The sequence below is a fragment of the Pseudomonas maioricensis genome, assembly GCF_022790535.1.
In the GTDB taxonomy this organism is placed as follows: domain Bacteria; phylum Pseudomonadota; class Gammaproteobacteria; order Pseudomonadales; family Pseudomonadaceae; genus Aquipseudomonas; species Aquipseudomonas maioricensis.
This window is the reverse complement of sequence record NZ_LOHG01000008.1, coordinates 253,788-274,994: the sequence shown is the minus strand read 5'-3', so window position 1 is coordinate 274,994 and position 21,207 is coordinate 253,788. Positions and strand designations below refer to the sequence as shown.

General features: G+C 58.4%; 21 protein-coding genes. 7 read left to right on the top strand and 14 right to left on the bottom strand.

The features are described 5' to 3' along the window. Nucleotides 1-184 precede the first annotated feature (184 nt). From AUC61_RS15205 to AUC61_RS15195, 3 genes are all read right to left on the bottom strand, one after another. The gene (locus tag AUC61_RS15205; RefSeq protein WP_243247080.1) at nucleotides 185-742 is read right to left on the bottom strand and encodes a LysR substrate-binding domain-containing protein; all 558 of its coding nucleotides are present in this window, start codon (nucleotides 740-742) and stop codon (nucleotides 185-187) included. An 11-nt stretch (nucleotides 743-753) separates the two neighbouring features. Next, nucleotides 754-1,038, bottom strand: a complete 285-nt coding sequence (locus AUC61_RS15200) for a LysR family transcriptional regulator (RefSeq protein WP_243247073.1) — start codon at nucleotides 1,036-1,038, stop codon at nucleotides 754-756. Nucleotides 1,039-1,224: 186 nt separating this feature from the next. Then, a complete protein-coding gene (locus AUC61_RS15195; protein WP_243247072.1) occupies nucleotides 1,225-1,830 on the bottom strand; it encodes a DJ-1/PfpI family protein in 606 nt (201 codons plus the stop codon). A 134-nt stretch (nucleotides 1,831-1,964) separates the two neighbouring features. On the opposite strand from AUC61_RS15195, the gene ftrA reads away from it, so the two are divergent. After that, nucleotides 1,965-2,918 (top strand): transcriptional regulator FtrA, encoded by a 954-nt coding sequence (gene ftrA, locus AUC61_RS15190; protein ID WP_243247071.1) that lies wholly within the window; start codon nucleotides 1,965-1,967, stop codon nucleotides 2,916-2,918. On the opposite strand, the gene AUC61_RS15185 is transcribed toward ftrA, so the two are convergent. From AUC61_RS15185 to AUC61_RS15140, 10 genes are all read right to left on the bottom strand, one after another. Then, entirely contained in the window at nucleotides 2,919-4,082 is a 1,164-nt protein-coding gene (locus AUC61_RS15185) for a serine hydrolase domain-containing protein (protein ID WP_243247070.1), read from the bottom strand. Beyond that, the gene (locus AUC61_RS15180; protein WP_243247069.1) at nucleotides 4,072-5,226 is read right to left on the bottom strand and encodes an iron-containing alcohol dehydrogenase; all 1,155 of its coding nucleotides are present in this window, start codon (nucleotides 5,224-5,226) and stop codon (nucleotides 4,072-4,074) included. The genes AUC61_RS15185 and AUC61_RS15180 overlap by 11 nt, the downstream gene beginning before the upstream one ends. 128 nt (nucleotides 5,227-5,354) lie before the next feature. Continuing rightward, nucleotides 5,355-5,987 carry a LysE family transporter gene (locus AUC61_RS15175; RefSeq protein ID WP_243247068.1) on the bottom strand — a complete coding sequence of 211 codons (633 nt, stop codon included), beginning with the start codon at nucleotides 5,985-5,987 and terminating at the stop codon, nucleotides 5,355-5,357. A 55-nt stretch (nucleotides 5,988-6,042) separates the two neighbouring features. Continuing rightward, nucleotides 6,043-7,788: an FAD/NAD(P)-binding protein gene (locus AUC61_RS15170; RefSeq protein WP_422765349.1), complete on the bottom strand. Its 1,746-nt coding sequence runs from the start codon at nucleotides 7,786-7,788 to the stop codon at nucleotides 6,043-6,045. Between the two features lie 11 nt (nucleotides 7,789-7,799). Next, a complete protein-coding gene (sbnA, locus tag AUC61_RS15165; protein ID WP_243247066.1) occupies nucleotides 7,800-9,818 on the bottom strand; it encodes a 2,3-diaminopropionate biosynthesis protein SbnA in 2,019 nt (672 codons plus the stop codon). A 1-nt stretch (nucleotide 9,819) separates the two neighbouring features. Continuing rightward, on the bottom strand, nucleotides 9,820-11,136 hold the full coding sequence (locus tag AUC61_RS15160) for a SidA/IucD/PvdA family monooxygenase (RefSeq protein ID WP_243247065.1): 1,317 nt from the start codon (nucleotides 11,134-11,136) through the stop codon (nucleotides 9,820-9,822). A gap of 47 nt (nucleotides 11,137-11,183) precedes the next feature. Further along, complete coding sequence (locus tag AUC61_RS15155) at nucleotides 11,184-12,167, bottom strand: ABC transporter substrate-binding protein (protein ID WP_243247064.1); 984 nt, start codon at nucleotides 12,165-12,167, stop codon at nucleotides 11,184-11,186. Further along, the gene (locus AUC61_RS15150) at nucleotides 12,164-13,297 is read right to left on the bottom strand and encodes an NAD(P)/FAD-dependent oxidoreductase (RefSeq protein ID WP_243247063.1); all 1,134 of its coding nucleotides are present in this window, start codon (nucleotides 13,295-13,297) and stop codon (nucleotides 12,164-12,166) included. Before AUC61_RS15150 ends, AUC61_RS15155 begins: the two co-directional genes overlap by 4 nt. A gap of 15 nt (nucleotides 13,298-13,312) precedes the next feature. Further along, the gene (locus AUC61_RS15145; RefSeq protein ID WP_243247062.1) at nucleotides 13,313-14,815 is read right to left on the bottom strand and encodes a methionine--tRNA ligase; all 1,503 of its coding nucleotides are present in this window, start codon (nucleotides 14,813-14,815) and stop codon (nucleotides 13,313-13,315) included. Beyond that, nucleotides 14,808-15,200 carry a cupin domain-containing protein gene (locus AUC61_RS15140; RefSeq protein WP_243247061.1) on the bottom strand — a complete coding sequence of 131 codons (393 nt, stop codon included), beginning with the start codon at nucleotides 15,198-15,200 and terminating at the stop codon, nucleotides 14,808-14,810. The genes AUC61_RS15145 and AUC61_RS15140 overlap by 8 nt, the downstream gene beginning before the upstream one ends. Nucleotides 15,201-15,485: 285 nt before the next feature. Between AUC61_RS15140 and AUC61_RS15135 the strand changes: the two genes are divergently transcribed. Together AUC61_RS15135 and AUC61_RS15130 are read left to right on the top strand one after the other, a co-directional pair. After that, a complete protein-coding gene (locus tag AUC61_RS15135; RefSeq protein WP_243247060.1) occupies nucleotides 15,486-15,758 on the top strand; it encodes a DUF2790 domain-containing protein in 273 nt (90 codons plus the stop codon). A gap of 341 nt (nucleotides 15,759-16,099) precedes the next feature. Beyond that, on the top strand, nucleotides 16,100-16,702 hold the full coding sequence (locus AUC61_RS15130) for a ferritin-like domain-containing protein (protein ID WP_243247059.1): 603 nt from the start codon (nucleotides 16,100-16,102) through the stop codon (nucleotides 16,700-16,702). A 69-nt stretch (nucleotides 16,703-16,771) separates the two neighbouring features. On the opposite strand, the gene AUC61_RS15125 is transcribed toward AUC61_RS15130, so the two are convergent. Then, nucleotides 16,772-18,106 carry an OprD family porin gene (locus AUC61_RS15125; protein WP_243247058.1) on the bottom strand — a complete coding sequence of 445 codons (1,335 nt, stop codon included), beginning with the start codon at nucleotides 18,104-18,106 and terminating at the stop codon, nucleotides 16,772-16,774. A 143-nt stretch (nucleotides 18,107-18,249) separates the two neighbouring features. Between AUC61_RS15125 and AUC61_RS15120 the strand changes: the two genes are divergently transcribed. The 4 genes from AUC61_RS15120 (at nucleotide 18,250) to ada (ending at nucleotide 21,112) form a co-directional block, all read left to right on the top strand. Continuing rightward, nucleotides 18,250-18,513 carry a hypothetical protein gene (locus AUC61_RS15120; RefSeq protein WP_243247057.1) on the top strand — a complete coding sequence of 88 codons (264 nt, stop codon included), beginning with the start codon at nucleotides 18,250-18,252 and terminating at the stop codon, nucleotides 18,511-18,513. Nucleotides 18,514-18,673: 160 nt separating this feature from the next. Then, nucleotides 18,674-19,063 carry a copper homeostasis periplasmic binding protein CopC gene (copC, locus tag AUC61_RS15115; RefSeq protein WP_243247056.1) on the top strand — a complete coding sequence of 130 codons (390 nt, stop codon included), beginning with the start codon at nucleotides 18,674-18,676 and terminating at the stop codon, nucleotides 19,061-19,063. 3 nt (nucleotides 19,064-19,066) lie between these two features. Then, nucleotides 19,067-19,927 carry a copper homeostasis membrane protein CopD gene (copD, locus tag AUC61_RS15110; protein ID WP_243247055.1) on the top strand — a complete coding sequence of 287 codons (861 nt, stop codon included), beginning with the start codon at nucleotides 19,067-19,069 and terminating at the stop codon, nucleotides 19,925-19,927. A gap of 87 nt (nucleotides 19,928-20,014) precedes the next feature. Beyond that, nucleotides 20,015-21,112 (top strand): bifunctional DNA-binding transcriptional regulator/O6-methylguanine-DNA methyltransferase Ada, encoded by a 1,098-nt coding sequence (gene ada / locus AUC61_RS15105; RefSeq protein ID WP_243247054.1) that lies wholly within the window; start codon nucleotides 20,015-20,017, stop codon nucleotides 21,110-21,112. Nucleotides 21,113-21,207 lie beyond the last annotated feature (95 nt).

The window sequence follows — 21,207 nt, the reverse complement described above, 5'->3', positions numbered from 1 at the left end:
GCGCAGCAATGTCGGATTACGGGCATGCCGAGCGACAGCGAGGTACCAAGTGGTGGGGCAAGAGCCTTTTGCTTACTTTTGGCTGGGCCGGCTTCCGGCACAAAAGTGAGGCGCTGTAAAAGCGCAACCGATATTAGCCGTTACCGAAATAACGGATATGTACGCAATAATTTCCTGAATCGCCCTACCCCCCAACCGGCAACCTCTTCAGCACTTCAACCACCTCATTAGCCGCATTGGACAGCAACGACCCCGGCCGGGCGACAACACTGATACTGCGCTCAACCGCGACCGGCAAACGCACGCACTCGTACAAAGCGCTCGGTTCCGGTAACAAACGACTGGGCAAAATAGTCATGCATTGCCCCTTGCCGACCAGATCAAGCAACGTAGCAACGCAACTGAGCTCCCCACGGTGACTCAGACGGACCTGAGCAGCCGCCAACTGACCGTGCAAACGCTCCACACCGGCATGACGCCAGGAAACATAACGGACGCTCTCGCACAGCTCATGAAACGGCCGCGGCGTCAGCGAACGGCTTCGCGCAGCCACCAACACATAAGCATCTGCCCATCGCACGTGTTCAACATGATGCTCATCCAGCACCGCACTCGGCAGAATCAGGATATCCGCCGCCTCCCTGCGCAGCAGGTCCAGGCCTGGATGCTGTTCGCTGCCATGCACAACATTCAGATGCACGCCTGGATGCAAGCGGGTCATGGTCTCGATGCACCCGGCCAGCGACGTCTCGTCTATATGATTGCAATAACGAATCGTGACACTGCCGCTGAGCTCATTTTTTTTAGTTGCTCCAGGGTCGCCAGCAGACTGTCCAGCGTCCGGCTGATGACCTGGCCTTCAGGCGTCAACGTGCAACCCGCACGGCTGCGGATGAACAGGCGCTTGTTGAAATAGTCTTCGACTTCTTTGATGGCGTAACTGATGTTTGACTGGCTGCACCCCAGAATCGCCGCAGCTTCCGAAAAGGAACCGTGGACAGCAACGGTCTGGACGACTTTGAAGAAATGGGTATTCATTATTTCCTGCACTCTAGCGTAAGCGTTGAAGGCTCTGGACTGCACGTTGGAGGGAGATAGTGGCGCGCCGCAAGCCTCATGTGCCAGCTTGTTGCGAAAAACGGTGGGAGGTCTGGCGCGTATGACGAAGGTCAGCAGGCAGTCATCTGGCCGACCGCGTCAGCCAGATGTTTAACGCAGTCAGCGTCAGTCGTTTTCAGTCCAGTCGAAATCCATTTGCAAAGCAGTACGCTCCGCCAGCTCGCGACTGTGCAGACGCTCCACAAGGTGCAGGCTCATGTCGATGCCAGCGGAAATACCGGCCGAGGTCACGAAAGCGCCCTCATCAACCCAACGCAAGGTGCTGAGCACGTCGACGGAAGGAAACATCTCCTTCAAGTCGTCAATATCCTCCCAGTGGGTGGTCACCTGCTTACCGGCCAGCTTGCCGGTCTTGACCAATAGAAAGGCACCCGTGCAGACTGCCGCGACGACGCGCTCAGGCGCGCATTGGCTGGTGATCCAGCGAATCACGTCAGCCTTTTCCAGTTCGGCATTGACCACGCCTCCCGGAACAATCAGGCAGTCGATCACCGGGTGGTCATTGATCGAGTGGTCGGGGTCGACTTTCAGCCCGGCGCGCGCCCGGATGGGGTCGGTAGTACGACCGATGGTAAATACGTTGAACAACGCCCGGTCATCGCGGCTTTTGCGCAAATGCATGCGGGTCGCGGTGGTGAAGACTTCGTACGGACCTGCGAAGTCAAGAACTTCAACGTCGTCATAGACGTAGATACCGATGTTGATAGACACGAACGTACTCCCTGGATCGCACCGGCGACCGCTGGCAAATGTTGAGGCAACCGCCTGATTTCAGGGCTTCAGGTTAACCAGTACATTTGCACCGCACTACTGGCGGAAATGCCAATATCCGGTAACATCGTGCCATGAAAAACCATCTCGTCGTCGCCCTCATCTACAACCAGCTGTGCACCTTTGAATTTGGCTGCACGGTAGAAGTGTTCGCCTTGAAAAGACCCGAGCTGGGTGTAACCTGGTACGAGTTCGCCACGTTCCCGGTGGATGAAGGCGAGATTACCGCTGCAGGCGGTATTACCATCGTGCCCACACCGGGTGAAGTGCTGCTGGAGAACGCCGACACCATCATTGTGCCCGGCTGGCGCGGCGTTGAATCGGAGGTTCCGGCCAAGCTGATTACCCAGTTGCAGGACGCTCATGCCCGAGGCGCACGCATCTGCTCGATTTGTACCGGTGCATTTGTACTGGCTGCGGCAGGTTTGCTGGAAGGTAAACGCGTCACCACCCACTGGCGCTACACGGACCTGCTGGCCAGCATGTACCCGGAACTGACCATCCAGCCCAATGAGCTGTATGTCGATCAGGGGCAGATCGTCACCGCAGCGGGTTCTGCTGCTGGCCTGGACATGATGCTGCATCTGGTGCGCAACGATCACGGTGCGAAAGTCGCGAACATGGTTGCACAGCGAATGGTGATCCCGCCCCATCGCGAAGGCGGTCAGTCGCAATACGCTTCACGCCAACTGGTGTCGTCCAGCGAAGGGCCGATTTCCAAGCTGATGGACTGGATTCGCAGTGACCTTCAACGCCCGCACAGTATCAAGGAGATGGCCGACCACGCGGCCGTCAGCACGCGCACGCTGCACCGCAGCTTCATGGAAAGTACCGGTCTGACCCCGAATGACTGGCTGCTGGGCGAGCGCATCGCTTATGCCAAGGAACTGCTGGAGTCATCCAACATGCGCCTGACTGAAGTCGTCGACGTCGCGGGGTTCGGTTCCGAGGAATCGTTCCGCCGCCACTTCCGCAACATGGTGGGTATCAGCCCCAGCAGCTATCGCAAGCAATTCACCAGGGCTTGATCAGTCGCGGCGATAAATCGCCGCGACCAGCGCATCCGGAAACTCGCCCCAGGCACCGGCGACGGCAGTGTTGGTCATCGCGATCAGACTCACCCCAGCCTGCGGGTCGACCCAGTAATGACAACCGTACACGCCACACCACGACCAGGTTCCAGCGCCCTGCAGTTGCCCGGCCTGAGCCGGGTCAGTGAGTAACAAAGGGCCGAGGCCGAATTTCCAGCCAGCGCCCCTGCCCTCGATATGCACATCGCCAATCGCGTTACTCAGCAAACCCGATGTACTCGCACGGTTCAATAACGGCGCGCCTCCCTGGCGCAAGCACTCCAGCAGCCGCAAATAATCATCGGCAGTGCCGAGCATGCCTGCGCCAGCAGACGGCCACGCCCGCGAGGCAGTATGACGGCTGGCCGAAACGCGGGCCCTGCCGCTGTCGAGAAGCAGTTCATCGGTGCGCCCGATACGCGTGGGTATCCCCGCATGATCCTTGTAGGCACAGGCGGGAGCTTGCGAACCTTCGATGTAGAAACCGCTAGCGCTCATGCCCAACGGCCGGGTTACCCAATGGGCAATGGCCTCGGGCAACGCCATCCCGGTTACACGTTCGATGACTACTCCCAGTACCTCGGTGGCGATTGAATAACGCCATGCACAGCCCGGCTTGAACAACAAAGGAACGCTGGCCAGTCGCTTGAGGTTTTCAGCCTGATCAAAGGCCACGAGGTCCAGTCCGTCACTGACTCCAGCCTGCTCGTAGGCGTTGCCGGGAGGCAACCCGAAGCCGTAACCCAGCCCTGAGGTGTGGGACAACAGATGGCGCAATGTGATGCCCGGAGCCATCCCATCGGCCAGCCTTGGCACGAAATCCGGCAACCAGCGTGTCAGCGCATCATCCAGGTGCAGCATGCCTTGCTCGTGTAGACGCAGAACACAGACTGACGTGATCAGCTTGGTCAACGACGCAAGCCTGAAACTGTGCTCACGGGTGACGGCAATCTCTGCTTCGCGATCTGCCCAGCCGCGGGCAGACGCGTAACGGACCACGCCATCCTGCGCCAGCAACAACACGCCTCCGACAATCCGGCCCTGTTCGACAACGTCCTGCCAGACCGTATCGAGGCGTTTGATCGTCGCCTCGTCGATGATCAAACGCTGATCAACGTCCATGAACTGCCTTGCAGAATATCTGTGCATACGTCTGCGCCGAGTGGCGGATCGGATTGGTCTGCGAACAGCCATCGGCAAACGCCATCTGCCCAATCAGTTCCGCGTCACGCTCATCGATACCCAACTCGCCAAGGGTATGCGGGATGCCGATCTGCTCACGCAACGCCAGCAGCCATTCCATCACCCCATTAAACCCAGACTTGGAAAGACGAAGCGCCAAGGCCAGCTCCTCCATTTGCGGACCGAGCGCGGGCTGATTGGACTGAAGCACATAAGGCAGCAGGATCGCGTTGAGCAACCCGTGGTGGTGGTCATACAAAGCGCCCAGTGTCTGGGCAATGGCGTGCACACCACCGAGCCCGCGCTGAAAGGCCGCGGCGCCCAGGCAGGAAGCAACGAGCATTTCCTGCCGGGCCTGTACATCAAGGCCGTCGGCAACAACCTGGGGCAAGAACTGTTTGATCATCTGCATGCCCTTGACCGCCACCGCTTCGGCCATCGGGTGATAGACAGGCGAACAGTACGCCTCCATGCAATGGGTCAAGGCATCAACACCGGTTGCAGCGGTCAGGTGGGCCGGTAAACCCAAGGTCAGGTTGGCATCAAGAATGGCCACCCGGGGCATCATCCGGATATGCAAGATGGTGCGTTTGACCCGTGCCTGCTCATCGGTGATTACTGCGGCCCGCCCTGTTTCCGAGCCAGTCCCGGCAGTGGTCGGCAGCGCAATAATCGGGGCTATACCCTGCGGGTCGGCACGCAGGTGATTTTCACCGATGTCTTCAAAATCCCACAGCGGGCGCGTCTGTCCGGACATCAGTGCGATGGCCTTGGCGGCATCCAGCGCAGACCCACCGCCGAAAGCAATCACGCCGTCGTGCCCACCCGCCTTGTAGGCGTGTAGCCCTTCAGCCACGTTAGTGCCGGTTGGATTGCCTTTGACCTGATCAAACAGACCGCAATGCCCAAGTGTTCCGCGGCACTGCGCCAGCGCCTGCTGAATCATGTCAGTACCACCGAGGAATCGGTCGGTCACCATGAGTGGTCGCCGGATACCGCTGGCTTCGCAGGCCTGAGCCAATTCCAGTACCCGGCCAGGCCCCACCCGAATTGAAGTGGGATAGTGCCAATCATTGTTTTGCATGGTGTTCATCCTTGTTCAAATGAATAAGCGTCCGGTAAGGCGGCATTCCTGACGGAAAAAATGCGGCGAATGGAATGGCCTCTTCCCGAATAGGTTCGGTCCCACGGGTTCTGTGTGAAATCTGCTGATCAGACAGGCCACAGACCGATCAGCAAGCGCAGACCAAAAGCGACCATGAACAACCCGGTAATGATGTCGATGGTCTTTTTCATACGCTGATAGCGAGCTTGTACGGCGGGAATGGAAAACAACGTGGCGAGTAGTACGAACCATGAAATGGCCAGCACCGCGATGATCGATACCCCGGCGACACGCACCCACATCGGCAGCCCAGGCGTCGAAACGGTAGTGAAAACGCTGGTGTAAAAGGCCAGCGCCTTGGGGTTGGTCATGTTGGTCAGCAAACCGAAGCGGTAGGCCCGTCCCAGGCTACCGATGCCCAGTTCGCCAAGGTTGCGGGGTTTGGGTTGTGCGCCAGCATTGCGCAGGCTTTTGCTGCCCAGCCAGATCAGATACGCGCCGCCCAGCAACTGCAACGCGGGTTGCGCCCATGGCAACTGCTGGAACACCAGACCCAGGCCGGTACAGGCCAGCAACGCCCAGATAATGCTGCCTGATGCGACGCCCAACCCGGCACAGATCCCCTGTTGCCTGGACTGGCTGAATGACAGCTGGGTAATGACCAGAAAGTTCGGGCCGGGACTGATGATCAGCACGATAAAAGCGCCAGCGAGCGCGGTCAGCAAAGTGATCTCGACCATGGAGATAATCCTTTTTTAACGGAGAGTTTGAGGTGATGGCGTTCAACCGCCGGGGCTAATGCACAACGCAACCGGCTGCTTCGGCATGCAGCGCCCTGAGGCAGGCCTGCACCGCAATGTGCGCCTCCAGCGGCGCCTTGCAGGCAGGATCAGGTGTTGGCACGTAATGGTTGTAGAAGCGACTGCCTTCGACTGCGGGCCCCAGCACCCAGAGGTGCTGGTTGACGGTCCCGTCACGCCGTATGGCTCGGCTTGAGCTATCAATGGCGACGCCATCCGCCGGATACGGATGGGCCATCCTGATCAATCCCTGCCGCAGCAAGTCATCGATCAAAGCGCAACGGTTCTGGCTCAACCCGCCATGGGCATTGCGGGCCCGAATCAGGCTATCGACCTCAAGGTTATCGACCTCATTGATAGCCATCGGCGGTAGCAGCCGGACCACTCCGGCATCGATCAGCGCCAGCAAATCCTCGTAGCGCTCCTTCTGCGGGCCGCCCACCAGACGATTGCCGAGCCTGGCCCACCCGCCGTAAAACGCCTGGGTCGAGCAATCACTCAGGCCGTTGTGATCCACAGCCAGGCGCAACAGGTCGCGGCAATCACGCCAGACCTCCAGCGCCTGCGTGAGCGGACTGTTCTCGGTCCCAAGGCGGCTGCGGGCCAGATCGTTGGCAATCCATTCGCGAAACCACTGGGCGTAGGTGTGCGGCTCACCCTGCCAGCCTTGAGTGTTCAAATAGTCCTGCGGATTGAACGCGCCATACGCCTCAGCCAGCGTCGCGAATGCTTCAGACCGGGCTTCAGCGCTGCTCGCCCCCTGAAGTACCCGGCGAACATCCTCTGCTCGCTCAGCTTGTTGCAGACGAGCCATGGCGACATAAAAAGCCCCGCGCATTTCATCCTTGATCAGCGGCAGCACATGCTGAACGAAGTCCAGTCGACCATCGGGGCAGTTTTCACGCTGCACTGCGATGGCCTGAGCGATGAAAAACATGCGCTGCGGCACAACCGCTGACGGAGTCCATTGCGGGCGGCAATGAAAGGGCAGGCCCGAACGGGAAAACAGCTCAATCTGCGGCTCCAGCCCTGAAGGCGTGTAACGCCAGCCCGCCAGGCTGTCGTCCCGTTCGAAGCGCCCGCCCCGGCCTTCGGTCAGCGATGCGATGCAGTCCATTGCGCTCAATCCCAGCCCCTCAACCGCGACGCGATCACCCGTACATTGCACGGCAGGTTGCGGCGTATGTCCGGTCGTCACGAAGACCGCATCAGTCTCACAGCGCTGCCCGTCAGCGGTGAGCAGATAAAAGCCCCGATCACCAGGCGTCGGGCAACAGCCAGTCACTATGCCCCGGTGATGACGAACGTCCACGTGCGCCGGGCATAACCGCAACAGGTAGCGGTAGCAATCACGGAGGTAACGACCGAGCAGCTTGCGCGGTACGAAGTCACCAAACTCGATGGGCCTTCCCGCGTGGCTGTTGCTGACATGGCCTCGCTCATCCAGTCGTAGCTTCTCAGCGGTGCACCATTGCAAGAACGTCAGCCCGGGAGGATCACCGGCTTTCCACACTGGAAAGGCCGAGGAGAATGCCGACAACTGGCCTGCCATGGTGTTGAGCATCAGGTAGTCAGGCTGCTCGGGCGCATGCAGACCGCTGCCGGGTGGCTGTGGGTCAAACAGCTCGATAAGCAAAGCCTCGCGGGGATTGATTCGGGCCGCACGAATCAATTGCTCCAGCACGCTGAGGCCCCGGGACCCCATGCCGATGATGGAGATGCGTTTCGTGTCGATGTTGATTGGCATGGGCATCACCAGCGCTTCGATTCGAAGAAAAAGTCGGTCACCGGCAATGCGCTGCCCTGCTCCAGTGCGCGCTCATAAACGCGCTTGCCCACCGCCAGATCCAGGACGCCCAGCCCGAATGGCGAGAAGATCGTGGGCCTGTCCGGGCTGACCTCGACTTCACCGAGCATGAGTTGCGCCAGCGTGCCGGTGATAAACGAACGGCTCTGATAACGCTGCACGGCGAGATCCGGCGATGTCCCGGCCTTCAGACAATGCTCGACATCATCAACAATGTTATTGGCCTCGGCGATGATTTCCGGGCCCAGATCGCGCAGGGAAATGTTCAGCAGAATCTGCTCAGGCCGAAATCGCTGTTCGATCACATAAGGACTCGGTGCGGTGGTGGCGAACACCACGACCTCGGCCTGCAATGCCGTATCAAGGTCTACTGCCTGGCAGACCAGCTCATGCTGCACAGTGGCATGCCCGATCAGCGCGGCCGCTGAACCGGCATGCACATCGAAGACGTCCAGCGCATCGACCTGCCAGCCATCGCTGACGAACATGTCGAGAATTGTTCTGGCAATGAACCCTGCCCCCACGACAGACAGGCGACCGATTTTTCTGTGTTGTCTGTTCAGCCACCGAGTGGCCAGTACCGCCGACGCAGCTGTACGCATCGCGCTGATCCGGGACGCTTCCAGGCAGGCGTAGGCGTATCCGGTGCGGGCATGGTTGAGCAGCAAAACCGCAGAAGCGCGTTGCAGCCCGGTGTCGATATTGCCGGGAAAGCTGGAAATCCATTTGATGCCACTGACCGGCTGCTCACCGGACAAGCTGGCGGGCAAGGCGATAATTCGATTCGCCGGGGCTTGCGGGAAGCGCAGAAAATAGCTGTCGGGGTTGATGCTGCGTCCGGCGTGATGCTCCAGATAAGCCTGCTGAACGTCGTCGATGCACGCCACCGGATCTTCAGCAAGAATCTGCGCAACGGTTTTGCCGTCGACCACATGAAAAGCCGATTGTTTGAGGCGCTCGCTACGCAGATCGGTGGTCAGCGAAGGTTCAACCGACAGGTCGTCCAGCGTCATCTGCAGTACCTGACTGCCGAAGCGTTGCTCCACCCACGAATCATCGTAGAGCGTGTCCAGATAACGCTCCCCCCAGTCCGGCGACAACGCGACCACCACTGAACCGGGTTCAATACGCTCGCGCCAGGCGTGCACTGCGGCAACCACTGTGGCGGTGGACCCACCCACCAATAGCCCTTTGGTGCGCGCCAGCACGCGACACATGGCGATGGTTTTCTGCTCGGGGACCATCTCCAGATAATCGATGCCCTCGGCATTGAAAATCGGCGGCCGCTGACTGGTGCCCAGACCCGGAATAAAGCGCTTGCCGGGCGGCGTATCGAAGGTCACCGAGCCGACGCTGTCCACTGCAACAATGACCGTGGCCGGGTGATGGCGGCGGAAATACTGCACACAGCCCATCAGCGTGCCTGTGGTGCCTGCGCCGACAAACAGATAATCCACGTGACCAAAATGCCGACCGATGGACTGCGCAGTCGTTCGCGCATGGGCACGAGGGTTGGCAGCGTTTTCGTACTGGTTGAGCCAGACGTAACGCGAGTCAGCCGCAACCTTCTGACGTATCAGTGCAATGCGCGTACCGAGGAATCCGCCGTTGGCATCCGGCTCATCGACTTGAATCACTTCGGCACCGTAAGTGCGCATCAAGCGGATGTTGTGATTGGAGCTGTTGGGGTCGACCACACAGGTGAATCTGATCCCGCGCTCAGCGCAGATCATCGCCAGTGCGACACCCAGATTACCCGACGACGATTCGATCAGAACCGTATCCGGGTTGATCTGGCCGCGGGCACACAAATCGTCGACCAGGCCGACGGCGGTCTTGAGCTTGATCGAGCCCGCCGGATTGAGAGATTCCAGCTTCAAAAAGAACTCAGGCCCAACGCCTTTGACGTTGAGAAAGGTCTGGTCGTGGACGATATCGGAAATATTGTTGTAGGTAGGGGTCATGTCATTCAGCCAGAAGCGGTTCGTGGGTGTGCGCCTGAACAGCCCGTTCAAGGCCTTGAGCAATGCGCCCGGCGCGCAATGCCATCAGCGAAAAGGACTGGCTGTCGCTGATGCCATGGCTGCGTTCTGAAAGACCGTTGACCCACACCTTCACGTCGCATTGCCCTTGAGTGGCCACGCGATAATCGCGATCAATCACCAGCCCGCCATCCAGATCGGCCTTGAGCCAAGGCTGCAGGTTGCTCAACAACGGCGGCAACACAGGCTGCTGATAGCCAGTGCCCAGCACGATGACGTCCACCTCCACGACCTGACTGAGCAAACTGAAGGTGTCGGTCAGGGTGACCCGGTAGCCGTCAGGCGTTTTTTCCAGTTGACTGATTTCGCTGTAGGCATGGCTTCGCAGACGCTGACGCCCGGCAATGCTGTCCTCGTAAATCACGGAAAACAGCTTCTGGCTTTCATCCGGATCAATCCCGGCGTAATTGGTCGAACTGCTGCACTGCAAAAACCGCTGGCGGGCCGCAGGGGCCAGGCTGTGGAAGTAATCGACGTGGTCCGGGGCAAAAACCCGATTGGGGAACTGGCCCAACTGGGTCAATTTGAAACCCGCAGAACGGTGCACCGAATGCACGAGAAGATCGCTGTCACGGGCTATCAACTCCAGCACCGACTCGCTGGCGCTCTGCCCCGAACCGAGTACCAGCCAGCGCTTGGGCAAGACGTTGCCGAACGCCTGCAAACGGGTCAGAAACTGCGAAGTGTGAAACAGCGTCGCCCCCAGCAAGCCGGAAAACTGCTCGGGTATGCGCGGCGTGCTGCCGCTGGACAGCACGATGTTACGAGTCTCGAAGCTGCCCTTCTGCGTCTCGATCCGTACGAGTTTGAGGCGGCCATCGCGGATCACCGGCAGGATTTCCCTTACCGGGGCGTTGAAGTGTGTCTGGCTGTCCACTTGCGCCGAGACCCAGCGCAGATAGTCCGACCACTCATGACGGCTGGCGGGACGCCCCAGCAAACCGAAATCGAACAGGCGGCCTTTGTCCTTGAGGTACATTGCAAACGAAAACCGGCTGCGCGGATTACGCGGTGTCACCAGGTCTCGAAAGACGTGGTGGTTGATGTCGGTGCCACTGAGCAACAACTCACGATGCCAGTGAGTCTCGTGAGCCGCTTCGAGAAAACACAGGGAGAGATCCCCTGGCGGCGTGCCAGCTTCCCGTGCGTCTTCAAATACGCACGACAGCGCGATCCCTGCCGGGCCAAAGCCGATGCATACGGCGTCTGCGTGAGCGACTCCGGGTGTTGATGCGTTCATTTGCGTTCCATCCATAGTGTTGAAGGCATGAGGGTTGAGGGCGTTGTCTAATCGCTGGACCCGTTTTCGGCGCACGATCCGGTTACCGCGCGCAAACCGTGGGGACCGACCTGCCATAGCCGGTTACAGGCACCTCTGAGCTCACCCTGATCGAAGCTGACGTCGCCCAGGGGCGTGCTGAACGTTGTGTGATTGAGGGCCTGAAGCAGATCGGCGCGGCGCCACTCACGGTTCGCCAGCACACCCAGCACATGAAACAGCAGCAGGCTCTCCCGGTAGTAGGTTTCGGGGGCCGTCTCAAATAGCGCCTGGTGCTGGACGGTGCCGTGACAACGATCTGCCTCATCATCGGGACTGCCGAAGCCGATGACCCAGGTCGTGGAGTCGTCAACGGCGGCGTTACCCAGCCAGCGCGAGGCGGCGTCATCAGTGAAAATCAGCGGCCGCCGACTGCCGCTGGCCCGACGTTGCCGCCAATGCTCACGGCTGCTGCGCAGGCGTCCGGCAAAAACCTCCACCTGCGCCTGTTCACGCTCATGGGTTTGAGCTATGCCGTAATCGGCTGCCGCCTGAGCGATACCCTTGGCAAGGGCCCGCCCATGAGCACTTTGATCGGCGACAACGTGAAGGGTTTTCCAGCCTCTAACCTTGATCCAGGCAAGCAGATCCCTGGCCAGTTGGCGGTCCGATGGGCAGAAGCGAAACACGTTGTGGTGGTCACGCGTCAGGCAATCAATAGTCGCCGCGGGGGTCAGCAGTGCAATGCCTGCCTGCCGATAAACCGCCGCCGCACTGACCGCCGCGTCGGATGAAAAATGGCCAACCACCAGATCAACGTTGGCCGCGACCATTTCACGAGCGACCTCTTCGGCACGCACCGGGTGCGCACCGTCATCCAGAAAGTGCCACTGCACGTGCGCGAGGCCCGGAATGAAATTGCGCGCCACGCACAGCGCCCGCAGAAAGGTCCGGGCGTGCGGAGTGTCAGCAGGATCAAACAAGGCAGACACGCCGACCTTGAGCCTCTTCATGGCTGCACCCCGACAGGTGCAACAGGCAACATGGCTCGCAGCGGCGAAAGTGCAGACCAGTCCTGATGAGGTGGTGTATTCAGCAGATGTCGCTGCACCTGTTCCAACGCAATACAGGCAATGCCCGGAGCAAATTTGAAACCAAGACCGGACATGCCAGTAGCCAGAAACAACGGGCTGTCTTCACCGACGACCCCCAGCAAGGGCCTGCCATCAGGGCTGTAGCTATCGAACCCCGGCAACACATCCAGCACGCGTGAATGAGTGCAACCGGTCAGTTGGCGTACTCGCCTTGCCGCATCTTGTTGATTACGCGCGTCAGTGGGCGGCAGCTCACTCGGGGACACTCGAATATCGCGGAAACCGCAACCGGTTTGCGCGATATGCCGCGTCAGCGGGATCAGATAACTCTGGCTGACCGCGTCTATGATCGGCATACCGCAATCTGCGTCGGTCAGCACCCTGGCCAGGGGAATCGAGCGGGTCTCCAGCTTCAACTCCGGCACCCATTGACGACTCCAGCCGCCCGCCGCCACCACCAATGCACGGCAGCGCAGCGTACTGGCGCCCAGCCCGACATGAACCTCGTGTCGGGAGTGGCAATCAATCGATTGCACCTCGCAATGCTCCAGCAGCAAACCATTGCTGCGCACCACATCAGCGAGCAGGTGCGTCGCCAGCCGTACATTACCGACGCAGGCATGGGGCTCGAAAAGAATCACCCGCTCACCTTCCGGAATCGGCGCGAAGTGCATACCGTTGAGTTCCTGAGCCGAGATCAGGCGCATGGGGTACTCAGCGCTGGCGTGTCGTTCTATTGCGCGCTGAAGCTCGCTCGTCTGCTCCGGCGCAGCGCAGTAGAGCGCTCCGCTGCGTTGCAATGCTTTGGCGTAAGTACTCGCAAAAACACCGTCGTGTATCTGGCCGATGGAAAACGCTGCAAGGTCCATCAACAACGGATCAGGGTCGTAAAGCCGCACCAGACCACCCGAGAAACCACTGGCCCCACTAGCACCGACCACGCCTTTTTCAAGCAGGGCAACCGCCATACCGGCACTGCTGAGTCGGGCCGCAATACTCGCACCGATAATCCCGGCGCCAATCACTGCGACGTCATAGTCCATAAACATGAGTGATGAGTCCGTTCAGATGCAGTATTCAGCGGCCGAGCCGGTAAGAATCGTCGCGCTGACTCTGTCCAGCGGCAGCGCAAATGCCTCGGCAACACGCGCCGCCGTGTCGGGAATCAGGGCCTGCCCGGTGACGGCGATGAAGGCAGCAAAGTGACTGACCTGCCGCCCTTCAGCCAAGCGGGTTTTGGCGATGGCGATCACGTCGAGCAGCACACCCGCCATGCTTTTCATCGAGAACAGCTCTGGCTGGGTTGCCTTGATCCATTGCAGGCGCAACGCTTCAAGCAAGCCTGCGTCGGGCCCGCACATTCCGTTCCACCAACTGCTGCCGCCCTGCCGCGCGCCGGCCTCCAGCAACGCCGGGAAAAAATCGTCGAACACTTCCGCCCGCCACTGCTGGAAATGCTGCAGACGGAAATCACCTTCACACTCCTCCGGTGCAACGGCGGCCAGATAAAGGCGAGCGCTGTCGGCGCATGCCTGGGCGACCAGGTCAGCGACCCAGATCGCATGGTTACGGCTGGTGGACAGGTTGAGGCCGTCGAGTTTGAGGAACTGATTGGGCATGAACAGTTGGCGAACGTCTAAATCATCGAGCACCGATAGCAAGGCCGGATAGACCACTGCGTGGCTGAACACGCAATCGAAACCAAGAAAGTGCACCAGCGTGCCCTGCCCTGATTGCCAGTACTGCTGGAACAGATGTGGCTTGCCGATCTGCGCCGCATGTTCACGAAACGCCGCCATGTAACCGGCCAGCCCCATGAACCAGGTATGGACACGACATGAATCACCCTCTGCCAGGTCCAGTCCGGCATCGCCGGGCCGTGTCACGCCCCAGTCGTGCAAATGCTCAAGGGTCTCGACCAGCCAGTTATTCAGCGGCTTGCGCCATTTGCGATTGAGCAAGCGGTCGCGCAACGCTGGCTTGAACAGCGCCAGTTTGAGAAATGCGCGATGGCTGTTACGCCACTGCACAGGCTGGCTGCAGAGTTTGCAGTGCAGCGCGGTCATGAGCATCGAGTCCGGTGCCTGAGCGCAGTTTTCGCATTGGCTGGCGTCGGATTCGGCACCGCAGTAGTTGCACAGTCCACGAGCAAAGGCTTCGTAGCCCCAGACATCACAGCCCGCGCAGTAAGCTTCGCTGGCATCACGAAACTCGATGACTCCCGCCTCACGGGCCTTGTCGAACACCTCACGCACCGCGTCAGCGAAGAACGCATTGTCCTGCGGCCGCATCCAGTTATCGGGCCTGATATTGATCGCCGCCAGTGACGCTTCAATCCGGTCCGAATTGCGCACAGCCAGCTCGACAGGGTCAACGCCCTGCTCCAGGCCTTTGCGCAGCATGTAAGACTGGTAGTCATCGGAATAGGAAACCAGTACGCAGTCATGACCTCGCTGACGTTGCACACGGGTGAACACGTCAGCGCCCAGAAACGGTCCGGCGATATGGCCGATATGCAAGTCGCCGTTGGGCGTCGGTGGGGTGATGGTGACCACGAACCTAGTCATTCAGGCACCCCGTAGTCTCGTTGTGCTGAGCGACGAAGTCGTTGACGTAATTCATGTCCCACCAGACCACGTAGAAATGAAAGTCCTCGGGTGAATCATTGATGATGTAATGATCGGTGTGCTTGGGAATCGCCGCGATATCACCCACGCCAAACTCCAGCTCTCGCTCGCCAATCACCAGCCGTGAGCGGCCCTTGATAGCGATGAATATCTCCTGATCGATCTGGGTATGCGGCTCACTGCGAGTGCCGGGGCGCACCACACACCAGCCACCGGCAAACGGCATCGGGTAGCCTTGCCAAGGGAGCAAACGACTGCCGTCCAGACCGTACTCATGAACCAGATTGTCGAAACGGGTTGAACGAAGTATTTCGAACTTTTGCATGGCCAGCCTCCGTGGCGAATTGATGGCCAAGAGCATGCAATCGACGATGGAAGTTGGCTATCTGATCCATTGATAGAACACATGTTGCGCATCGAATTTTTAGATTCCAGCAGCGTCTTATTGCGCTGCTACTTATCGTGCTTATCAAGTATCAGTTGCAGTGATGGCGTCTATCGACAGCCTCCATTTTTGCATACCCCATAACGCGCCTAGAATTCATTCCAACAGCAAAGCAAACCTTGAAGCTTTGCAGGCATTCCGACTTGATACTCAGTGGAGATTCACATGAAAAACTTTGCCCTGTTCGCTGCCCTTTCGTTTTTCTCGGTGTTTGCTTCGGCTAACGACTCCGTCAATAACAACGCACAATTGCCCCCTTCTGTGGATTACAACTACTCGCAAAATCTGGATATTGCCAAAGTCCTCAAAGTGACTTCTGCCGAGAGCACCACCTGCGGCCCCGTCCAGGCGCACATGCTGTATCTAGACAGCAAAGGTGTTGAGCACAATCTGCAATACACCCGCATCAGCGGCGGTAACAATTGCCAGAATGGTTGATCTCATGAGCCCTGATCATGTTTAGCGAAGCAAGAAAAGGCCGCTGCAGTTCCCTGCAGCGGCCTTTTCTCGTGTTGGCTTTAATTAAGCCACCCACTGCACTTTGTGAACAATAATGGCCCGCCCTTCATAAGCACTCAGATGACGTTTATTAACCAGGGCCGTCGGCACACTATTCCCTTGCTCGGTATTACCAGGGCCTGTTTATCTCAACCGGATCAAACCAAGGTATACAAGGAACACACTCAGGCGCTAGTCCGCTGACTGCAGGTAGCACAGACCGTGCGAGAACTTTTAATTAACCTGCGTACTTCAGCACTATGAACGCGCAGGAGTTGAGCATGATGAACACAATGAATGGCGAACGCACTCACTGGACCGACTGTCGTGTCAGCGCATACGGCGCACACTTTTCACTGAGTCGAATCGCCCGTATTGAGCTGGTTGATTTGATGCGCAGGCACCTGAGTACGCACGTCGAGCTGCTCGATCAGTTGAAAAATATTCAGCATCATCTGCGCAACCCGGGCTTTACCGTCATGAAGCAGCCATTTGATGGCTTGGCCGAAGCGACCACCACTCACATTGAGTACCTGTGTGAACGTATCAAGGATTTCGGTGGTATGCCGGAGCGCGTGCTGCTGGCGTCGATGAGGGCACCGATTCAGCATTGTGCTGAGGTGCCATTTGCAGACGGACTGAATAACATACACAGCCGCGCGCAAGAGCTGGGGTCATTTGCCCGACAGCTTCAGCCTGTGACTCAGCGCGCCAGCCGCTATGGGGACTACGCGACAGCCACCCTGGTCAGCGAAATTCTCGCTCAGGCGCAAACGATCATTCACGCCATCAAGCTGAATATTCCCGCCAGCCGCCCGAATGCCGTACCGCCAGCGCTCTATCAGCAAACGCCGAATCTTGTAACGCACAGTGCTCGCCGCTGACATGAGTGAAAGTACCAGACCGAAAAAACCAGGCAGACGCTACGGCTGCCTGGCGATAGGCACTGGGTATCAGAAGATATTGATCGGGTAGTCAGCGATCAGGCGGAATTCATTGTTATCGGTATCGCCCTGATCGGCATTGGCCCGGTGCCAGGACTGACGCAGACGCAATGCGAGGTCCTTGGCAGGTCCGGTCTGGACCACGTACTTGGCTTCGACATCGGTCTCGTGGTGCTTACCATCTTCACCGTAACCGCCGTACTGGGTATTGGCAGGCATATTGGTGCCGTCGATGTCATAACCTTTGACGTAACGCACCATGAATCCAAGGCCGGGGACGCCATAACTTGCCATGTTCAGGTCATAACGCGCCTGCCATGATTTTTCTCCGGGACCGTTGAAGTCCGAGTACTGCACGGAGTTGTTGAGGAAGATCGAATCCGCTGTATCACCGGCCGAATTATCACCGAAAGCAACATAGTCAAATGGCGTATCGCCATTAACTTTCTGGAACGCCAGTGTCACTGTATGAGCCGTCAGGAAAGAATAAGCGGCGGCCATCGACCATGTAGTGTTGCTGATATCACCCGCTTTGGATTGGCCCGAATCGGTGGTGCGATAGATATTGAAATCAAGATTCAGCGACTGCTCATCAGCCAGCGGCAGCGTCAGGTTGGTATTGGCGTAGTACTGATGCCATACATCCTTGAGATCCGAACCGTAGAGGCTGACAGTCAGATTGTCGTTAATGGTGTACTTGCCACCGGCGTAATCAACGCTACTTGACTCGACATCTGCGTAGGCCGCATGCAGACCGTGATTATTGTTGGTTGTCACCGGGCCATTACTGCCGGTGAAGTGCCCGACATCCAGATCAAGCCCATCGATTTCACTGCTCAGCAGATTGAAACCGGTTGCTGTTTGCGGGAACAGTCTTGTCCCGCCAGCAGCAAATACCGGCGCTGTTGGCTGCAGGTTGCCGTAGCGCAATTCGGTTTTGGAAATACGGAGTTTCACCGCACCGCCCGCAGTGCCGTATTCGTTCTCTGGTGAATCATTGCGGTTCACTGGCAGGTTGCCGGTGCCGCTTGTCCCGGCGCCGCCGTCCAGCTTCAGGCCCCAGTAGCCGTATGCATCGACCCCGAACCCCACAGTGCCTTGAGTAAATCCGGAACTGAAATTACCCAACACAGCCTGGGTCCAGTCCTTCTGATCGCCTACGCGATCGCCATTGCGGTTCTTGCCATCACGATTGAAATAATAGTTTCTGAGGTTGAGGTTGAGGCTGCTGCCTTCCACAAATCCGGTGGCTTCAGACTGATCGCTGACGGTGGCCGCCGATGCCAGTTGACTCACTCCCAGTGAGACCGCCAGCGTGATGAGATTACATGTCAGAAACTTCATTTCTTTCCCCTGTTTCAATATTGCTTATCGTTTTTCGCGCAACAAGGCTACAGCAAGAATGACCCGCCTTGGCACAGGAGACTCAATAAGCGAAGAGATACGGCAGATGCGAAAATGAATACAGACATTGTTGACATACAGGAATGATCAAGAATTCTGACGATTCTGTTCAAGCTCCAGATGCCGATTCGAACGGACAGGTTTGCTCACCTGCCCGCGAGTTTTTAACACCTTTGAAACTTCAGGCGCCTCTTGGTTTGATGATAGTCACTATCAATTATCGTAATAGTCTGAATCTTTCCAGCGGTGATAGTGTGGGCGGCGATGAAGAACGTATTCGATCGCTCTCTGAATCCGCATCAGAGGGCGCCAGATTGATGCTCCCACTTCATCATTCCTTTGGTTAAAACTTTATAGCCACCTCACTTTTGTGCGGTGGCTTTTTTTTGATTTTTTATCCTGATGGGGTACTCAACGCTGGAGTCGCCGGGCAGTTTCTGGTCTATTGGGCCCTTGAATGCCGATCAACAGCGCATAATCCAGCTTCCGCAAACAGGTAATTTTTTGATGTCTGCCCAACCGTTCAAGCACCTCCTCTCGACTCTGACCCTTCTCGCTTCCCTGACCGCGGCCACCAATGCAATGGCTCACGCGCACCTGGAGAGCCAGTTGCCCGCTGCCAGTAGCACCGTCAGCAGCCCCAAGGAACTGCGCCTGCACTTCTCGGAAGGCGTTGAAGAAAAATTCACCAAAGTCAGCATCACCTCAACCACCCCGGGCGGCAAAACTCTGGTTGAGCCGGTCCCTGGTATTGCAACTGATCCCGCCGACAAGAAAACCCTCATCGTTACGCCGACCGCGCCGCTGGCGGCTGGAGACTACAAGGTCGAATGGCACGCGGTATCCGTTGACACGCACAAGAGCGAAGGCAGCTATACCTTTACCGTAAGCCCCTGATTCATGCAGACCGCACTCATCCTGTGTCGCTTCGTGCACTTCTGGGTGCTGCTGACGCTGTTCGGGATTTATCTTTCACAGCAGCTCCTGTTGCGCACTCACCTGGCTCGCGCCAACTACCTTCAGCCGATCAAGGTCCTGCGATGGCTTACAGCGCTCGGGTTGGCCAGCGCCATTGCCTGGCTGCTGCTGACCGCTGCGAGCATGGCAGGCAGTTGGGCTGATAGCCTTGCTCCGGCAACCTTGCTGTTGGTCCTTGGCCACACGGCTTTCGGCAAGTTCTGGGTCTGGCACTTGGTTTTTAACCTGGCGCTGCTGGTTTTACTGACCCGCAACCGCCGCTTGCCATGGCTGAATCTGCTGCTCGCAACCCTGCTACTCGCGACATTGGCCCCGGTAGGGCACGTGGCGATGTTCGACGGTGTGTACGGCCAGTTGCTGATCCTCAACCAGTTCGTTCATCTGCTGGCGGTCGGAGCATGGCTGGGCGGTCTAGGTCTGTTGCTGACGCTGCTACGTAAACCCGCGGATGTCGACATGCGAGGGGTATTGCTGCGCTTTGGCGGTTTCGGTTATGTCATGGTGGCGCTGATTTTCCTGACTGGATTGGTCAACGTTCGGGTCATGAGTGGCGCGCCTTGGCCGACGCCCGCGCTTTCCGGCTTTGGCCTGGTGCTTGGCATCAAAGTGGTCATGGTGTTGTGCATGCTCGCACTGGCACTGTTCAACCGATTGGCGCTGAATCGCGGCACGTTGCGGTTAAACCAAGTGCGTATCAGCGTAGCGTTCGAATGCCTGTTTGGTATGGCCGCTCTGGCGGCGGTTTCTCTGCTGGGGACCCTGCCGCCGATGCTTGCCGACTGAATCGAATTTGACCGCAAGACCCGGAGTGCAGGCGGTCTACTCGCCCAATAAGCTGAGGCTCATCGTATCCGTGTAAGGTATCGGCTCATGACACGCAGCAAATCATCATCGTCGGCTACCGAAAATGACCCGCGCTGGAAAGCGGTGCTGACCCGCGATGCTTCAGCGGACGAGCAGTTCGTCTATGGCGTGCGGACCACTGGCGTCTACTGTCGCCCGAGCAGCCTGTCGCGCCTGCCCAACCCCGATAACGTTGTGTTTTTTGACAGCGTCGAGCAAGCCGAAGCTGCAGGGTATCGCCCCAGCAAACGTGCCGCCGCAGACCAAAGCCATGTCGCCCGGATGCACGCAGCCTTGGTGTCCTGCGCCTGTCGTCGCATCGAAGACGCCGATAGTGCTCCCAGCCTGAAAGAGCTTGCCGAGAGTTCGGGACTCAGCCCCTATCATTTTCATCGAGTGTTCAAGGCGGTGACCGGGTTGACGCCCAAGGCGTATGCCAATGCACACAGAGCCAAAAAGATACGCCAGCAATTGTCCTCGGGAGGCTCGATTACCGACGCTCTGTACGACGCAGGCTTCAACTCCAGCAGTCGTTTTTATGCGGCGTCTGGCGGGTTGCTGGGCATGAGACCGGCGCAGTATCGCCAAGGTGGCCATGACACCGAAATACGCTTCGCGATTGGCGAATGCTCGCTGGGCTCTATTCTGGTTGCCCAGAGCCAGCTCGGCGTGTGCGCCATCCTGCTGGGTGACGATCCGGAGTTGCTGGTACGTGAATTTCAGGATCAGTTCCGCCACGCAACCCTGGTTGGGGCGGACGACGATTTCGAGCAGATGATCGCCAGGGTGGTGGGTTTTATCGAATCACCCAACCTGGGCCTGGACCTGCCTCTGGACATGCGCGGCACGGCTTTCCAACAGCGGGTCTGGCTGGCACTCAAGGAGATACCGCCGGGCAGTACCGCGAGCTACGCGGAAATTGCCCAACGCATCGGCGCGCCCACGTCCTTTCGAGCCGTGGCCATGGCCTGCGGCGCCAACCGGCTGGCAGTGGCCATTCCTTGTCACCGGGTGGTGCGCAGTGACGGTGGTATTTCAGGGTATCGGTGGGGCGTAGAGCGCAAGCAGAAATTGCTGGACCGGGAGAGTGAGTTGGCTCAAGCCACCGGTAGCTCCCACAGATGAAACGCGGTTTTTCCTGTGGGAGCGGTGCTTGCCCGCGATGCAGGCACCTCGGTAGATCTGACGTTCCGTGTCGTCTATATCGCGAGCAAGCTCGG

Coding starts and splice junctions, on each gene's coding strand:
- AUC61_RS15145 (WP_243247062.1), bottom strand. CDS start 14,815: ATGACTAGGTTCGTGGTCACCATCACCCCACCGACGCCCAACGGCGAC.
- AUC61_RS15155 (WP_243247064.1), bottom strand. CDS start 12,167: ATGAAGAGGCTCAAGGTCGGCGTGTCTGCCTTGTTTGATCCTGCTGAC.
- ftrA (WP_243247071.1), top strand. CDS start 1,965: ATGAAAAACCATCTCGTCGTCGCCCTCATCTACAACCAGCTGTGCACC.
- AUC61_RS15175 (WP_243247068.1), bottom strand. CDS start 5,987: ATGGTCGAGATCACTTTGCTGACCGCGCTCGCTGGCGCTTTTATCGTG.
- AUC61_RS15120 (WP_243247057.1), top strand. CDS start 18,250: ATGATCAAGAATTCTGACGATTCTGTTCAAGCTCCAGATGCCGATTCG.
- ada (WP_243247054.1), top strand. CDS start 20,015: ATGACACGCAGCAAATCATCATCGTCGGCTACCGAAAATGACCCGCGC.
- AUC61_RS15150 (WP_243247063.1), bottom strand. CDS start 13,297: ATGTTTATGGACTATGACGTCGCAGTGATTGGCGCCGGGATTATCGGT.
- AUC61_RS15185 (WP_243247070.1), bottom strand. CDS start 4,082: ATGGACGTTGATCAGCGTTTGATCATCGACGAGGCGACGATCAAACGC.
- AUC61_RS15180 (WP_243247069.1), bottom strand. CDS start 5,226: ATGCAAAACAATGATTGGCACTATCCCACTTCAATTCGGGTGGGGCCT.
- AUC61_RS15200 (WP_243247073.1), bottom strand. CDS start 1,038: ATGAATACCCATTTCTTCAAAGTCGTCCAGACCGTTGCTGTCCACGGT.
- AUC61_RS15135 (WP_243247060.1), top strand. CDS start 15,486: ATGAAAAACTTTGCCCTGTTCGCTGCCCTTTCGTTTTTCTCGGTGTTT.
- sbnA (WP_243247066.1), bottom strand. CDS start 9,818: ATGACCCCTACCTACAACAATATTTCCGATATCGTCCACGACCAGACC.
- AUC61_RS15160 (WP_243247065.1), bottom strand. CDS start 11,136: ATGAACGCATCAACACCCGGAGTCGCTCACGCAGACGCCGTATGCATC.
- AUC61_RS15130 (WP_243247059.1), top strand. CDS start 16,100: ATGATGAACACAATGAATGGCGAACGCACTCACTGGACCGACTGTCGT.
- AUC61_RS15140 (WP_243247061.1), bottom strand. CDS start 15,200: ATGCAAAAGTTCGAAATACTTCGTTCAACCCGTTTCGACAATCTGGTT.
- AUC61_RS15125 (WP_243247058.1), bottom strand. CDS start 18,106: ATGAAGTTTCTGACATGTAATCTCATCACGCTGGCGGTCTCACTGGGA.
- copD (WP_243247055.1), top strand. CDS start 19,067: ATGCAGACCGCACTCATCCTGTGTCGCTTCGTGCACTTCTGGGTGCTG.
- copC (WP_243247056.1), top strand. CDS start 18,674: ATGTCTGCCCAACCGTTCAAGCACCTCCTCTCGACTCTGACCCTTCTC.